Genomic DNA, 15,037 nt, shown 5'->3' with positions numbered 1-15,037 from the left:
TGTTAAGCACGCCGCCAGCGTTCGTCCTGAGCCAGGATCAAACTCTCCGTGAATGCTTCCGGGCTATCCCGGTTACACACACGGGAGCGGAACAGGAAGCGGAATAGGCTTCCTGTTCACAGCGTCCTCGCTGTGTGTGCCACCCGCACCGGAGTGCTGGTGGGCTTTTCAAAGGAACCTCATCCTCCGGCTGCTGCCGGTGGACGGGGTATCAACATATCTGGCGTTGACTTTTGGCACGCTGTTGAGTTCTCAAGGAACGGACGCTTCCTTTGGTCCCGTTTCACCGGGCCCTCCGGGCGCTTCCCTTCGGTGTTTCCCACTCTACCAGGCCGTTTCGGGCTTTCGGACCACCGTGTTTTCCGCAGGCATGCAGAAAGATGTCGAAAATCTCGATCAGTTCTGATGGAGTGCCGCCCGCCGTCCGTACCGCGATGTGATCGCGTTCTGTCGGACCGGGGCAGGTGTCAGACAGTACAGGGCTGTGTCGGGCGGGGCAAATCGAATAGCCCGGGGCCGGTGCCGCGGGGCGGTGTTGCGCATGCGGACCCCTCACTTCTTATGACTTACGCTCTGATCGGCACGCCGTCCAGGACAGGTAGTGACGGCGGCCTGAAAGATCTCCACCCCTGGGAGGACTCCCATGACCACCGTGACGTCCCCGCTTGCTGGACGCGCCATCGGACTCGCGGCCGTGCCCGACCCGGTGTTCTCCGGCGCGATGGTGGGTCCCGGTACCGCCATCGACCCGGTCCGCGAGCGTTCCGAGGCCGTTGCGCCCGTTGACGGCGTCGTCGTCTCGCTGCACCCGCACGCGTTCGTCGTCGTCGACGGCGAGGGCCACGGCGTGCTCACGCACCTCGGCATCGACACCGTGCAGCTCAACGGCGAGGGCTTCGAGCTGCTCGTCAACAAGGGCGACACCGTCTCCCGCGGCCAGGCCGTCGTGCGCTGGGACCCGGCCGCCGTCGAGGCGGCCGGCAAGTCGCCGGTCTGCCCCGTCGTCGCGCTGGAAGCCACCGCCGACTCCCTCGGCGACGTGGTCGAGGACGGCGAAGTGAAGGCCGGCGAGCAGCTCTTCAGCTGGCAGTGACCCGCCGCCGTCCCTGACGGCACGTACGACATCCACCGCGGCGGGCAGCGACCCGCCGCACCAACCGGAGACGGGTGAAATGGAGACAACGCTGCGAGGCGTCGGCGTGAGCCACGGTGTGGCGATCGGCGAGGTGCGGCACATGGGCACGGCGGTCCTGGAGCCGCCGGCCAAGCAGATCCCGGCGGAGGACGCGGAGCGCGAACAGGGGCGTGCCCGCAAGGCCGTGGAAGCTGTGGCCGCCGATCTGATCGCGCGGGGCAACCTGGCGGGCGGCGAGGCCCAGGCGGTGCTGGAGGCCCAGGCCATGATGGCCCAGGACCCCGAGCTGATGGCCGACGTCGAGCGGCGCATCGCCGTGGGCAGCACCGCCGAGCGCGGTGTGTACGACGCGTTCGCCGCCTACCGGGCGCTGCTCGCGGGTGCCGGGGAGTACTTGGCCGGGCGGGTCGCCGACCTCGACGACGTACGCAACCGCATCGTCGCGCGGCTGCTGGGCGTGCCGATGCCGGGCGTGCCGGACAGCGACGAGCCGTACGTGCTCATCGCGCGGGACCTGGCGCCGGCCGACACGGCGCTGCTGGACCCGACGCTCGTGCTCGGGTTCGTGACCGAGGAGGGCGGGCCGACCAGCCACAGCGCGATCCTCGCGCGGGCGCTGGGGGTGCCGGCCGTGGTCGCGCTGCCGGGCGCGGGCGAGCTGGTCGAGGGCACCGTCGTCGCCGTCGACGGCAGCACGGGCGAGATCTTCGTGGACCCGAGCGCCGAGAAGCGCGCGGAGCTGGAGCAGGCCGCCGAGGCGCGCAAGGCGGCGCTGGCCGCTTCGACCGGTCCGGGTGCCACCTCGGACGGGCACAAGGTGCCGCTGCTGGCCAACGTCGGCGGTCCCTCGGACGTGCCGGCGGCCGTGGAGGCGGGCGCCGAGGGCGTCGGGCTGTTCCGTACCGAGTTCCTCTTCCTGGACGACAGCAAGAAAGCGCCGTCGCAGGAGAAGCAGGCCGAGGCGTACCGCAAGGTGCTGGAGGCCTTCCCCGAGGGCCGGGTCGTGGTGCGGGTGCTGGACGCGGGCGCGGACAAGCCGCTGGACTTCCTGACGCCGGGCGACGAGCCGAACCCGGCGCTGGGTGTGCGCGGTCTGCGGACGCTGCTGGACCACCCCGAGGTGCTCCGCACGCAGCTGGCCGCGCTGGCCGAGGCCGCCGCGGGACTGCCGGTCTACCTTGAGGTCATGGCCCCGATGGTGGCCGACCGGACCGACGCCAAGGCGTTCGCGGACGCGTGCCGCGAGGCCGGGCTGCAGGCGAAGTTCGGCGCGATGGTGGAGATTCCGTCCGCCGCGCTGCGCGCCCGCTCGATCCTGCAGGAGGTCGAGTTCCTGTCGCTGGGGACCAACGACCTGGCGCAGTACACCTTCGCCGCCGACCGGCAGGTCGGCGCCGTCTCGCGGCTCCAGGACCCGTGGCAGCCGGCGCTGCTCGACCTGGTGGCGCTCTCGGCCGAGGCCGCCAAGGCCGAGGGCAAGAGCTGTGGTGTCTGTGGCGAGGCGGCCTCCGATCCGCTGCTGGCGTGTGTGCTGACGGGACTGGGCGTGACGAGCCTGTCCATGGGCGCGGCGTCGATTCCGTACGTGCGCGCGACGCTGGCCAAGCACACGCTGGCCCAGTGTGAGCGGGCCGCCGCCGCGGCGCGGGCCGCGGACACCGCCGAGGATGCGCGCGCCGCCGCGCAGGCGGTGCTCTCCGGGGAGTGATCCCCGGCGGGGTCCGGACCGGGAGTGCCCGGCCGGACCCCGACGACAGCGCAGCTGAGTCGGTCCGGACGGCCGTCCCGCCTTTGTGGCGGGGCGGCCGTCCGGCGTTCAGGGCACGGTGCCCGGAAATCCGCCCGGTCTCTCCCGCAGCTTCCGTCACCGGTGGCCGTGGTGGTCGTGCCCTTCTGTCGGTGGCGGGTCGGGGAGGGTGAGGCCCGGGTGGTAGTCGACGCCGTGCTCGGGCGGGACCGGCTCACCCGTGTCGGCGTCGGTGCAGTAGGCCGTGAAGACCTCGGCGGCGCTGAGCGGGTGCAGCCAGGCGTCGCGCAGGACCCAGCCGCGGACGGCGTCACGGTCGGCGGTGCCGGTCGTGCGGGACACGATGCCGCCGGGGCTGCGCAGGGCGATGCCGGCGGCGAGGACCGTGCAGAAGAGGAGCGTCGCGGCTTCGGACAGCTCCAGCCGCCCGTCGTCGCCGGCTGCCGCGTGCAGCACGGCGAGGAGCGGGGCACCGCTCGCGGGGACGCTGCACACCAGGTGGTGGGTGCCGTCGCCGAGCGTGTCCAGCAGGCCGGTGACCGCGCGGGAGGCGCGGGCGAACGCGGCGCGGGCCAGGTCCTCGCCGCAGTCCGCACAGGCGCCGGTGCGGGCGAGGAGGGCCGTGGCGCGCTCCCAGGTCGCCTGGCGCTCCGCCTCGTCGATGAGCAGGGGCAGCAGGCGGGACAGGGACTCGCCTCGATACGGCACGGTGGCGCCGGTGCAGGCCAGCTCGGCCGTGTACCGGGAGCGGCTGTCGGGGCGGTCGGGGTCGAGGTCGGCGTCCGTACAGAACGTCTCGTACGCGACGGGGTCGAAGAGGGTGACGGTGGTGTGGATGCCCTGGGCGGTCAGGGAGCGCAGCAGGGTCTCCATCTGCTGGAGGTAGGCGGTGTGGTCGTCGAACGGGAAGGTGCGGTAGCGGCGCATGGCCGCGAAGTCCTGCGCGTCCGCCAGGACGGCGGCGGTGCTGGGGACTTCGCGGCGCAGCATGCGGCGCGCTGCGGCGGTGCCGCTCGGGTCGGTGGGTGTGGTGCGTCGGGACGGTGCTGCCATGACTCCCCCTCGGTCGGTGCGTGCCGCTCGCTCCACGAGCTGCACTTGTGACTGAGAGTAATCGGGGGGTCTGACAACGGCCGCCCGCGACGGCCCACGCGGCCGCTTCGGGCGGTCGGCGGCACCCGCCCTTCGGCCGACACCGCCGACAGCGCCCCGACCGCTATACCCCGTCCGCTCCCCCGGCACCCGCCGCGCGCTCCGCGGCGATCCGCTCGTAGAACCGCAGCAGTGCGATGTCGTCCACCGAGCCCGGGTTGACGGCCTTCTCCAGCGGAGTGCCCTGGAGGAGCCGTTTGACCGGGACCTCGATGCGCTTGCCCGTGAGGGTGTGCGGCACGCCGGGTGCCTCGATGATCTCGTCGGGGACGTGCCGCGGGGAGCACTGTTCGCGCAGGGTGCGCTTGATGCGGTCGCGCAGCGCGTCGTCCAGTGCGGCGCCGGGCGCGAGGTGGACGAAGAGCGGCATCCAGTACCCGCCGTCGGGCAGTTCCAGGCCGATGACGAGGGACTCGCGGATCTCCGGGAGGCGTTCGACGGCCTCGTAGATGTCGGCGGAGCCCATCCGTACGCCCTGGCGGTTGAGGGTGGAGTCGGAGCGTCCGTGGATGACGACCGAGCCGCGCGAGGTGAGGGTGATCCAGTCGCCGTGCCGCCAGACGCCGGGGTAGGTGTCGAAGTAGCTGTCGTGGTAGCGGGTGCCGTCGGGGTCGTTCCAGAAGCGGACGGGCATGGACGGCATGGGATTGGTGACGACGAGCTCGCCGACCTCGTCGACGAGCGGTTTGCCGTGCGGGTCCCAGGCCTGGAGGTCGGTGCCGAGACAGGGGGCCTGGAGTTCGCCGATGTGGACGGGCAGGGTGGGCGCGGCACCGGCGAAGCAGCTGCACACGTCGGTGCCGCCGCTGACGGAGGCGATCCACAGGTCGGCGGCGACCTCGTCGTGCAGCCAGCGGAAGCCGTCGGGCGGCAGCGGGGAGCCCGTCGTGGCGACGCACGTGACGGTGCTGAGGTCGAGGTCGCGGCCGGGGTGCACGCCGGCCTTGCGGCAGGCCATGACGTACGCGGCGGAGGTGCCGAAGAGGGTGGTGCCGGTGCGTTCGGCGATCCGCCACTGGGCGGCGGTGTCCGGGTGGCCGGGGCTGCCGTCGTAGAGGACGATCGTGGCGCCCACGAGGAGGCCGGAGACGAGGAAGTTCCACATCATCCAGCCGGTGGAGGTGTACCAGAAGAAACGGTCGTCGGGTCCGAGGTCGCAGTGCAGGCCGGTCTGCTTGAGGTGTTCGAGCAGGATGCCGCCCTGGGACTGGACGATGGCCTTGGGCAGGCCGGTGGTGCCGGAGGAGTACAGGACCCACAGGGGGTGGTCGAAGGGGACCTGCTCGAAGACCGGCTCGGTGGCGGCGGAGGTCACGTCGGCCCATTCCAGGGCGCCTTCGGGTGCGGGGGTGCCCAGGAGGGGGATGTGCACGACGGCGCGGAGGGTGGGCAGTTCGCGGCGGAGTTCGGCGACGGTGTCGCGGCGGCCGTGCTCCTTGCCGCCGTAGCGGTAGCCGTCGACCGTGAACAGGACGACCGGCTCGACCTGCTGGAAGCGGTCCAGGACGCTGCGGGCGCCGAAGTCGGGGGCGCAGGAGGTCCATACGGCGCCGACGGCGGCGGTGGCCAGGAGGGCGACGACGGCCTGCGGGACGTTGGGGACGTAGCCGCTGACGCGGTCGCCGGGACGGACGCCGAGGCGGCGCAGTTCGGCGGCCAGGGAGCCGACCTGGGCGCGCAGCGCGGCCCAGGTGACGGGGGTGGGGTCGTGGGTCTCGTCCACGTACAGCAGCGCGGGCGCGTCGGCGCGGGCCGGGTCTTCGGCGGCGCGCAGGGCGTGTTCCGCGTAGTTGAGGGTGGCGCCGGGGAACCAGCGGGCGCCGGGCATCGCACGGTCGGCGAGCACGGTCTCGTACGGGGTGGTGAAGCGGACGTCGAACCAGGCGGCGACGGCCTCCCAGAAACGCGACAGTTCGGTGACCGACCAGCGGTGCAGCGCGCTGTAGTCCGCGACCGGGTCGTCCGCGGTGCGCGCGGGGGCGCCGTGGTGGGTGGCCGCCCAGTCGTGGAAGCGGGTGAGGCGGGCGCCGGCGATGCGGTCCGGGCCGGGCTGCCACAGGGGTTCCGGCTGCGGGACGGACTGCGGTGCGGTGGTCATGATCGGCTCCCGGCTGTACGCGGCGTTGCGTGGACGCGGTGTGGGCGTGCGGTACGCGGTGTCCCCGTACGGCTGGGGGGTCACCCCGGCGCAGCGCGGGGGCGCGTGCGTGTGACACGGCTGGGCAGGACGATGCCACGTGATCGACTTGTGCGCCAGGGCCCGCCGCACATCCGGGGGCGGACGGGGACGCGTCCGGCGGGATACGGCGGTGGGCGCCCGCCGCGCGGACGGCGGTGGGCGCCCGCCGCGCGGACGACGCCGGTGTGCCGGAAGTGGGCTCCCGGTTCTTTCCACGTGAACGGGAGTTGAACGGTCCCCCCGCGCGGTGCCGTCGATGGCAGGCTGAGCAGCATGGACGGGCGTGATCACAAGTGGTCGGTGCGGTGGGACAGGACGGTCGGAGCGGTGCGGGCGCTCGGCTCGGTACGGGGGCTGCGGACGTGGCGCTGGGCGTGGCGGCGGCGTCGGGCGGACGCACTGGGGCTGCCGCGCCGCGGGCCGGAGCGGGCGCGGGTGCCGGGGGCGGCGGTGCGCGCGGAGCCGCAGCCGGGCGGCGGGGTGATCCACTTCGCGCGCTCGTCGCTGCGGGTGCGGGTGGCGTCGGGCGGCGCCGTGTTCTGCGGCTGGGACGGCGCGGCGCCGGAGCCGTCGTACGCGCTGGCCGGGGCGTGCCCGGAGCCGGACGGGCGGGCGGTGCTGGAGCCCGATACGGAGGGCGGCTGGCGGGTGGTGTCGGAGCGGGTGACGGTGACGGTGTCGCGGCACGGGGCGGTGGCCGTACGGACGCCGGGCGGTGTGGTGCTGCGGCGGGAGCTGCCGCCGCGGTGGTGGGACCGGGTGGCCGGGGACGGGACCGGCGTGTCCGGGGAGCGGGCCGGGGACGCGCGGTGGGTGCAGCGGTCGGAGGTGGCGGCCGACGCGCGGTTCTTCGGGCTGGGCGGCCGGTCGGCCGGGCCGCGGCTGCCCGCGGGCACCTACCGGCTGTGGAACACCGATCCGGGCGGCGCGTTCGTGCCGGGCGACGATCCGCTGTCGGTCACGATGCCGGTGCAGTTCGTGGTGGCCGACGCCGGTACGCATCTGGTCTTCCACGACAACTCCTGGGACGGCACGGTGACGCTGCGCGAGGGTACGGAGGGGGCGGGGTCCGGGCACGACCGGCCGGGCTGTTCGGAACTGCGGATGGACGGCGGCCCGTTGCGGTACTGGGTCCTGGCCGGCACGCCGGCCCGTGTCCTGCTCGGCTGGACGGCGCTGACCGGGGCGCCCGCGCTGCCGCCCGCGTGGGCGCTGGGCCCGCAGCACGCCCGGTGGGGGTTCGGCAGCCAGGCGGAGGTGCGGCGGGTGGTCCGCGGCTATCAGGAGCGCGGGCTGCCGCTGTCCGCCGTCCACCTGGACATCGACCACTTCGACGGCCACCGGGTCTTCACCGTGGACCGCACGGCCTTCCCCGACCTGCCCGGCCTGGCGCGCGAGTTGCGTACGGAGGGCGTGCGGCTGGTGTCCATCGTCGACCCGGGGGTGAAGGCCGAGCCGGGCAACGCGGTGTACGAGGGCGGGGCCGCGGCGGACGCGTACGTACGGGACGCGCGGGGCCGGGAGGTGCGCGGGGTGGTGTGGCCGGGCGCGGCGGTGTTCCCGGACTTCACGGACGCGCGGGTGCGCAAGTGGTGGGGCGGGCTGTACGCGGAGCGGCTGGCGCAGGGGTTCTCCGGGGTGTGGCACGACATGAACGAGCCGGTGTCGTTCGCGGCGTTCGGCGATCCGTCGCTGCCGCGCTCGGCGCGGCACGCGCTGGAGGGCCGGGGCGGCGACCACCGGGAGGCCCACAACGTGTACGGGCTGGCGATGGCGCGGGCCGGTTACGAGGGGCTGCTGGAACAGCGCCCCGAGGAGCGGCCGTTCCTGTTCTCGCGCTCGGGGTGGGTGGGGATGCAGCGTTACGGGGGCACCTGGTCGGGGGACGTGGCGACCGGCTGGCCGGGGCTGCGGGCCTCGCTGTCGCTGGTCCTTGGGATGGGGCTGTGCGGGGTGCCGTACAGCGGTCCGGACATCGGCGGGTTCTCCGGGGTGCCGTCGCCGGAGCTGTATCTGAGGTGGTTCCAGATGGCCGCGTACCTGCCGCTGTTCCGTACGCACTCGGCGCTGACCGCGGGGCGGCGGGAGCCGTGGGAGTACGGGCCCGAGGTGCTGGAGCACGCGCGCGCGGCGCTGCTGGAGCGGGTGCGGCTGCTGCCGTACTTCGTCACGCTGGCGCAGCTGGCGCGGTTGTCGGGGGCACCGTACGCGCGTCCGGTGTGGTGGCACGCGCCGCGGGACCGGAAGCTGCGCGACTGCGGGGACGCCTTCCTGCTGGGGGACGCGCTGCTGGTGGCGCCGGTGCTGGGGCCCGGGGTGACGCGGCGGGCGGTCCGGCTGCCGCGCGGGCGCTGGTACGACACGGTGAGCGGGCGCGCGTACGACGGGCCGGGGCAGGTGCTGGTGGACGCCCCGCTGTCGCGGATTCCGGTGCTGGCGCGGGCCGGTGCGGTGCTGCCGGTGGCCGGCGCGGACGGCGCCACCGAGCTGGAGGTGTGGGCGCCGAAGGCCGGCCGCAGCGGCGGCGGTCTGGTCGTGCCGGACACCGGTGACGGCTGGCGGCGGCCGGAGGTCGAGCGCTTCGGGACGCGCTGGGAGGACGGGCGGGTGGTGGTCGAGCGGCAGGGCGGCGGTGAGGTCGGGTATCGCGTACGGGTACGCGGGCTGCCGGACGGGGCCCTGTAGGTGGCCGGTTGTCCGGGGGGCTCCGTGCGCCGGTTGCGTAGATTGGTGCGTTCGTACGACGGGACCGGACATAAGGGGAAGGGCGGACACGATGGCCGACGGCGAGGCCCGGGGCATCTGGGCGATGGCGGATCTGGTGACGCCGATGGCGGTGCGGGTCGCGGCGACGCTGCGGGTGGCCGATCACCTGGCGGGCGGGGTCCGGACGGCGCGGGAGCTGGCCGCGGTCACCGGGGCCGACGCGGGGGTGCTGGAGCGGGTGCTGCGGCATCTGGTGACGGAGGGCGTGTTCAGCCGGGACGAGGACGGGCGGTTCGGGCTGACGCCGCGCGGCGAGGAGCTGCGCGACGGCCATCCGTCCGGTGTGCGGCGGATGCTGGACGCGGAGAGCGCCCTCGGCCGGGCCGACCTGGCGTTCGTGGCACTGCTCCATTCCGTGCGGACGGGCGGGGCGGCCTTCCCTCAGCTGTACGGCCGTTCCTTCTGGGACGACGTGCGGGCGGACCCGGAGCGGACCGCCGGTTACGACGCGCAGATGGGCGCCGACGCGGCGGCGTGGGCCGAGGCCGTCGTGTCCGCCTTCGGCTGGGGCGCGCTGGGGCGGGTCGTGGATGTCGGCGGCGGCAACGGCACGCTGCTGGCGGCGCTGCTCACCGCGTACCCCGGGATGCGGGGCACCGTGTTCGACCAGCCGGAGACCGTACGGGCGGCCCGTGCGACCTTGGCGGCGGCCGGGGTGGCGGATCGCGGGGACGCCGTGGCGGGCGACTTCTTCGAGGCGCTGCCGCCCGGGGCGGACGGCTATGTGCTGTCGGCGATCCTGCACGACTGGGACGACGACGCGGCGCGCACGATTTTGCGGCGGTGCGCGGAGGCGGCGGGTGGGCACGGCCGGGTCCTGGTGATGGAGAAGGTCGGTGCGGACGGTGCGTCGGTGCACACGGGCATGGATCTGCGGATGCTCGTCTACTTCGGCGCGCGGGAGCGCGGGGTCCCGGAGCTGACGGAGCTGGCGGCCGGGGCCGGGCTGCGGGTGGCCGGAGTGCATCAGGCGGGCGATCTGGCGGTGGTGGAGATGGTGGCCGCCTGAGCGGGCCGGGAGCGGTACGGCCCGCGGGCGCGGCGGGCTCTTACGCGTCGTGCGGTGCCGGTGGTAGACGGGTGGCATGCCGAGACTCGTTGCCGCGCTGCGCGGCCTCGCCGTAACCGCAGCCGCCGTCACCCTGACCACCGCCGCCGTCCCGGAGGGCGCCGGCACCGTACCGAACTCCGGGGGCGCTGCCGTGCACGGCGCGGCGGAGACGGCGCCGCCGGAGTTCGTCGCGCTGCGCGACGTGGACCCGACGATCCGCCAGGAAATGCGGTACTTCACGCCGCACAACTTCGTGGGCGTGCCGGTCACCGGCTACCGGCAGCCGCTGTGCATCCTGACCCGGGACGCGGCACGCGCCCTGCACCGGGCCCAGGTCTCCTTCCTCCGCCGCGGCTACACGCTCAAGGTCTACGACTGCTACCGGCCGCAGCGCGCCGTGAACCACTTCGTGAGCTGGGCGAAGGACGTGGACGACCAGCGGATGAAGGGCGAGTTCTACCCGCGGGTCGACAAGTCGACTCTCTTCCGTGACGGCTACATCGCCGAGAAGTCGGGGCACAGCCGGGGCAGCACTGTGGATCTGACGCTCGTACGGCTGCCGGGCCCGCCCACCCGGCCGTACATCCCGGGCGAGCCCCTGAGGAAGTGCTACGCGCCGAAGGCGGAGCGCTTCCCGGACAACTCGCTCGACATGGGGACCGGGTTCGACTGCTTCGACACCCTCGCGCACACCCTCGATCCGCGGGTGCAGGGGAAGCAGCGGTCGAACCGGCTGCTGTTGAAGCGGGGCCTGGAGAGCGCCGGCTTCCGCAACTACGACAAGGAGTGGTGGCACTACACCTTCATGCCGGAGACCTTCCCGGACACGTACTTCGACTTCCCGGTGTCCCGGCGGTCGCTGCACCACGGGCGCTGAAGGGCCGAGGACGGCGGGCGTTGAAGGCGGCGGGCCGGGGCGCGGAACCACCCCCGTCGGTCCCGCGCCCCGGCCCCGCCTTGGTGGACGCCGTTCGGCCGGTTCCGGTTCAGCCGGAATCACACGGGAAGACATGATCCTTTCCGGTCGGCGGGGCCCGGGCGGGCGGAGCGGGGTTCCTTCGGGCCCCCGGCGCGTGCAACACTCCTGACGCTCCGTCAGATGACGCACAGAGAAGGACGTTTGCCCGCTGCCGGGAGGGGACATGGCACAGACGCGCAAGCCCGTGGTGCCGGGGTGGTTCACCGGGGGCGGGCCGGGCGAGGGGGAATTCCGGCTGCTGGGGACGCGGTGCGGGGCCTGTGGGGCGGTCTTCTTCCCGCGGGTGGATTCCTTCTGCCGCAATCCCGGCTGTGACGGCACGGAGCCGGCGGAGGTGCCGCTGTCGCGGCGCGGCACGGTGTGGTCGTACACGGACGGGCGCTACCGGCCGCCACCCCCTTACGTCTCGGACCCGGACGTGCCGTGGGAGCCGTACACCCTGGTCGCGGTGGAGCTGGCGGCGGAGCGGATGGTGGTGCTGGGGCAGGCGGCGCCCGGGGTGACCGTCGCGGACCTGAGGGTGGGGATGCCGGTCGAGCTGGTTCCCGGGGTGCTCGGCGAGGACGCGGAGACCGTGTGGACGACATGGTGGTGGCGGCCCGTGGCCGACGGGGGCGGAGACGCAGACGGAGGCGGAGATGCCGGCCGGGACGGGGACTTCGGCGGGGGCGGGGACCCCGGACCGTACGAGGACTCCGGCCGGGACGGACACGGGGCGGGACGGACACGTGGCGGGAGGCGGGCGTGACCGGTGATGTCGCGGTGCTCGGGGCGGGGATGCACGCCTGGGGCAAGTGGGGCCGCAGCTTCGTCGCGTACGGAACGGTGGCGGCGCGGGCGGCGCTCGCCGACGCGGGCCTGGAGTGGGCCGATGTCCAGTCGGTCGTCGGGGCGGACACCGTGCGCGGCGGCTACCCCGGTTATGTGGCGGGGGCGACGTTCGCCCGGGCGCTGGGCTGGCAGGGCGCGCGGGTCAGCAGTGTCTACGCGGCCTGTGCGTCCGGGGCGCAGGCCATCGCCGCCGCGCGGGCGCAGATCCTCGCGGGGCTTGCGGAGGTGGTGCTGGTGGTGGGCGCGGACGCGGCGCCCAAGGGCTTCTTCGCGCCGGCGGGCGGCGACCGGCCCGACGATCCGGACTGGCTGCGCTTCCGGCTGCTGGGCGCCACCAACCCCGCCTACTTCGGGCTGTACGCACGGCGCCGGATGGCCCTGTACGGGGACACCGCCGAGGACTTCGCCCAGGTGAAGGTGAAGAACGCGGCGGCGGGGGCGGCCAATCCGTACGCGCGCTACCGCAAGCCGGTGACGGCGGCGGAGGTCGCCGCGTCGCCCGTGGTCGCCGATCCGCTGCGGCTGCTGGACGTCTGCGCCACGTCCGACGGCGCGGCGGCGCTGGTCCTGTCCGGCCTGGAGTACGCGCGCCGCCGGGGCGTGGCACATCCCGTCCGTATCCGGGCGGTCTCCACCGTGACGCCCCGCTATCCCCGTACGGATCTCGACCTGCCGGACATCGCGACCGACTCGGCAGCCGCCGTCCCGGAGCCACCGGTCGCCTTCCGGCCCTCCATCGCCCGTGCCGCCTACGAGGAGGCGGGGATCGGGCCGGACGACCTGTCGCTGGCGGAGGTCTACGACCTGTCCACCGCGCTGGAGCTCCAGTGGTACGAGGACCTCGGCCTGTGTGCCGAGGGCGAGGGCGCGAAACTGCTGCGCGGCGGGGCGACGGCGCTCGGCGGGCGCCTGCCGGTGAATGCGAGCGGCGGGCTGGCCTCCTTCGGGGAGGCGGTGCCCGCGCAGGCCATCGCGCAGGTCTGCGAGCTGACGTGGCACCTGCGCGGTCAGGCCGGCGCCCGGCAGGTGCCGGACGCGCGGGCCGGCATCACGGTCAACCAGGGGCTGTTCGGGCACGGTTCGGCGGTGGTCGCGGTGCGGTGAGGGGCGGTCGGGGCGCGGTGCGGGACGGTCGGGGGCGCGCGGGCGGGCCGGCCGCGCCGGGCGGCGTTCCGCGCGGTCCGCAGGTGCTGTTCGCGTGCGCCGGAAGGGTGCGTGAACAGTGCGTGAATCGCGCTCCGGCGGTGTTTCCGGTGGGCATGCTGCCGGCGTGCCTGCCTGGACGGACCAGCTCCGATTCGCCTTCCAGCCCGTCGTGAACCTGGCGACCGGTTCGGTCGCCGCCCTGGAGATACTCGCCCGCCCCGAGCGCGGCGACATCCTGACGGCCGCCCGCCGGTCCGCCGACCTGGACGCCGAACTGGCCGGGCTCGCCGTGCGGTCGGCCGCGCACCAGGAGACGCTGCTGCCGCTGCACGTCAACGTGTTCGCGGCGACCCTCGCCGAGCTGCCGGGGCTGACCGCGCTGCGCAAGGCCGTACAGGACGTGGGCCGCCGACCGTGGGAGATCACCGTGGACATCGGCGGGCCGTTCACCCACGTACCGCGGCGGGCGCTGCTGGAGGCGGTGGCGGGGCTGCGGCAGGACGGGTACCGGATCTGCGCGGACGGGGTCGGCGACGGCGATCTGCCGCTGCGGCTGCTCGGGGACCTCGGCCCCGATCTGGTGAAGCTGGACGCCTCGCTGTGCGCGGAGCCGGCCGACGACCGGGGCGGGCGGGCCGCCGTGGCCGCGATGCGGCAGCTGTGCGAGGTGCTGGGGAGCCTGCTGGCGGTGGAGGGGGTGGAGACGGAGCGGCAGTACGCGGCGGTGCGCGCGGCGGGCGCGCAGCTCGCGCAGGGGTTCCTGTTCGCCCCGCCCGCGCGGCGTCCGGCGGCCGATGTCTACGTGCCGGAGCGGCCCGACGGGTACGGGCCGGTGGCGAGCGGCTACGCGGGCGGCGCGGGGGCGCCCGCCGGGCCGCCGGTGACGCAGTTCCTCCAGCCCGCCGCGCTGCTGCCGATGTCCGCCTCGGCGGGCGCGGTGCGCAGCCATCTGACCGGTTTCCCCGGGGTCTCCGGCGTGCTGCTGGTGGACCCGGACGGCGTGCCCGTACGGGCCATCGACCGCGACCGGTTCCTGCTGTCGCTGTCCGGCCGCTACGGGCACGCGCTGTACGCCGACCGCCCGGCGCTGCGGCTGGCCGACCGGCCGCGGACGGTGGGCGCCGACGCCACCGCCTGGGAGGTGCTGGACGTGGTGACGGACGGCGACCGGGGCCGGACCGGGGACGATGTGGCGGTGGTGGACGAGCAGGGCCGGTGCGTGGGCGTCGTGCACCTGGCCGACATCCTGCGGGCGCTGGCCGAGAGCCGGGTGGAGGAGGCGGCGCGGCTCAACCCGCTGACCCGGCTGCCCGGTTCGGACGCGGTGAACGCGGAGGTGGACCGGCGGATCGCGGACGGCCGGGCGTTCGCCCTGAGCTGGCTGGACGTGGACGGGTTCAAGCAGGTCAACGACGGGGCCGGGTTCGCGGCGGGGGACGCGCTGATCCGTGCGGTGGGCCAGGTGCTGGCGGGTACCGCGGCGCGGCTGCCCACGGCGCGGGTGGGGCACATCGGCGGTGACGACTTCCTGGTGCTGGCCGGGCCGGACGATCTGGAGCCGTTCGCGGCGGCCGTGCTGGACGTGCCGTGGTCGGCGGGCGGGCTGCCGGTGACGCTGTCGCTGGCGACGGTGGTGTGCGCGCCGGGCAGCGTGACCGGTCACGGGCCCGCCGCGGCGGCCCTGGCGCCGCTGAAGAAGGCCGCCAAGTCGTTGACCGGGGCGAGCAGTTGGGTGCTCGGGCAGCCCGGAGCGCCGGGGCACGAGGTACGCCGGGGGCGCCGGCGCGGGGACTGACGGCTCTCGCGCCCGCGCACCTTGACGCCCCGTCACCTGCGGTGAACACTTCCGGGTGTCCGTCGGCACCGCCGCAGCCGGGCAACCCGGCCGCGTGGCAGCGGTACGCGCTGCCCGACTCCCCATGGGCGGTTCCCGGCGCACCGGCACGCTCGACGCGGACGCCGCGCGGGGCGCGGCGGCCGAGCGCCCGCCGTCCTCCCCGTGGCACGGGAAGCACGCACCCTGCACGGAGGACCGGGGTCCCTCCCCGGGC

Annotated in this window: 9 protein-coding genes and 1 pseudogene; 8 read left to right on the top strand and 2 right to left on the bottom strand. The window is 74.6% G+C overall.

What is annotated here, in order from left to right:
- Positions 1 to 643 precede the first annotated feature (643 nt).
- Positions 644 to 1,093: a PTS glucose transporter subunit IIA gene (locus ACH4FX_RS13800; RefSeq protein ID WP_398478403.1), complete on the top strand. Its 450-nt coding sequence runs from the start codon at positions 644 to 646 to the stop codon at positions 1,091 to 1,093.
- A gap of 79 nt (positions 1,094 to 1,172) precedes the next feature.
- Entirely contained in the window at positions 1,173 to 2,843 is a 1,671-nt protein-coding gene (ptsP, locus tag ACH4FX_RS13795; RefSeq protein WP_398478401.1) for a phosphoenolpyruvate--protein phosphotransferase, read from the top strand.
- A 156-nt stretch (positions 2,844 to 2,999) separates the two neighbouring features.
- Here ptsP and ACH4FX_RS13790 read toward each other — a convergent pair whose 3' ends face one another.
- Together ACH4FX_RS13790 and ACH4FX_RS13785 are read right to left on the bottom strand one after the other, a co-directional pair.
- A complete protein-coding gene (locus tag ACH4FX_RS13790) occupies positions 3,000 to 3,935 on the bottom strand; it encodes a hypothetical protein (protein ID WP_398478399.1) in 936 nt (311 codons plus the stop codon).
- Between the two features lie 163 nt (positions 3,936 to 4,098).
- Positions 4,099 to 6,132 carry an acetoacetate--CoA ligase gene (locus ACH4FX_RS13785; RefSeq protein WP_398478397.1) on the bottom strand — a complete coding sequence of 678 codons (2,034 nt, stop codon included), beginning with the start codon at positions 6,130 to 6,132 and terminating at the stop codon, positions 4,099 to 4,101.
- 354 nt (positions 6,133 to 6,486) lie between these two features.
- On the opposite strand from ACH4FX_RS13785, the gene ACH4FX_RS13780 reads away from it, so the two are divergent.
- The 6 genes and pseudogenes from ACH4FX_RS13780 to ACH4FX_RS13755 all read left to right on the top strand — a co-directional run bounded on the left by ACH4FX_RS13780 (position 6,487) and on the right by ACH4FX_RS13755 (position 14,781).
- Positions 6,487 to 8,898 (top strand): TIM-barrel domain-containing protein, encoded by a 2,412-nt coding sequence (locus ACH4FX_RS13780; RefSeq protein ID WP_398478395.1) that lies wholly within the window; start codon positions 6,487 to 6,489, stop codon positions 8,896 to 8,898.
- 91 nt (positions 8,899 to 8,989) lie between these two features.
- Positions 8,990 to 9,988: a methyltransferase gene (locus ACH4FX_RS13775; protein WP_398478393.1), complete on the top strand. Its 999-nt coding sequence runs from the start codon at positions 8,990 to 8,992 to the stop codon at positions 9,986 to 9,988.
- A 76-nt stretch (positions 9,989 to 10,064) separates the two neighbouring features.
- Entirely contained in the window at positions 10,065 to 10,907 is an 843-nt protein-coding gene (locus ACH4FX_RS13770; protein WP_398478391.1) for a M15 family metallopeptidase, read from the top strand.
- Between the two features lie 265 nt (positions 10,908 to 11,172).
- A pseudogene (locus tag ACH4FX_RS13765) lies at positions 11,173 to 11,616 on the top strand (Zn-ribbon domain-containing OB-fold protein); the annotation flags it as partial.
- A 137-nt stretch (positions 11,617 to 11,753) separates the two neighbouring features.
- The gene (locus tag ACH4FX_RS13760; RefSeq protein ID WP_398478389.1) at positions 11,754 to 12,944 is read left to right on the top strand and encodes a lipid-transfer protein; all 1,191 of its coding nucleotides are present in this window, start codon (positions 11,754 to 11,756) and stop codon (positions 12,942 to 12,944) included.
- Positions 12,945 to 13,110: 166 nt separating this feature from the next.
- Complete coding sequence (locus tag ACH4FX_RS13755; protein WP_398478387.1) at positions 13,111 to 14,781, top strand: EAL domain-containing protein; 1,671 nt, start codon at positions 13,111 to 13,113, stop codon at positions 14,779 to 14,781.
- The last annotated feature ends 256 nt before the right edge of the window (positions 14,782 to 15,037 follow it).

It is taken from the genome of Streptomyces sp. NPDC018019, from assembly GCF_044327805.1.
In the GTDB taxonomy this organism is placed as follows: domain Bacteria; phylum Actinomycetota; class Actinomycetes; order Streptomycetales; family Streptomycetaceae; genus Streptomyces.
The sequence above is the reverse complement of the archived record's forward strand: the minus strand, read 5'-3'. Positions and strand labels throughout refer to the sequence as shown.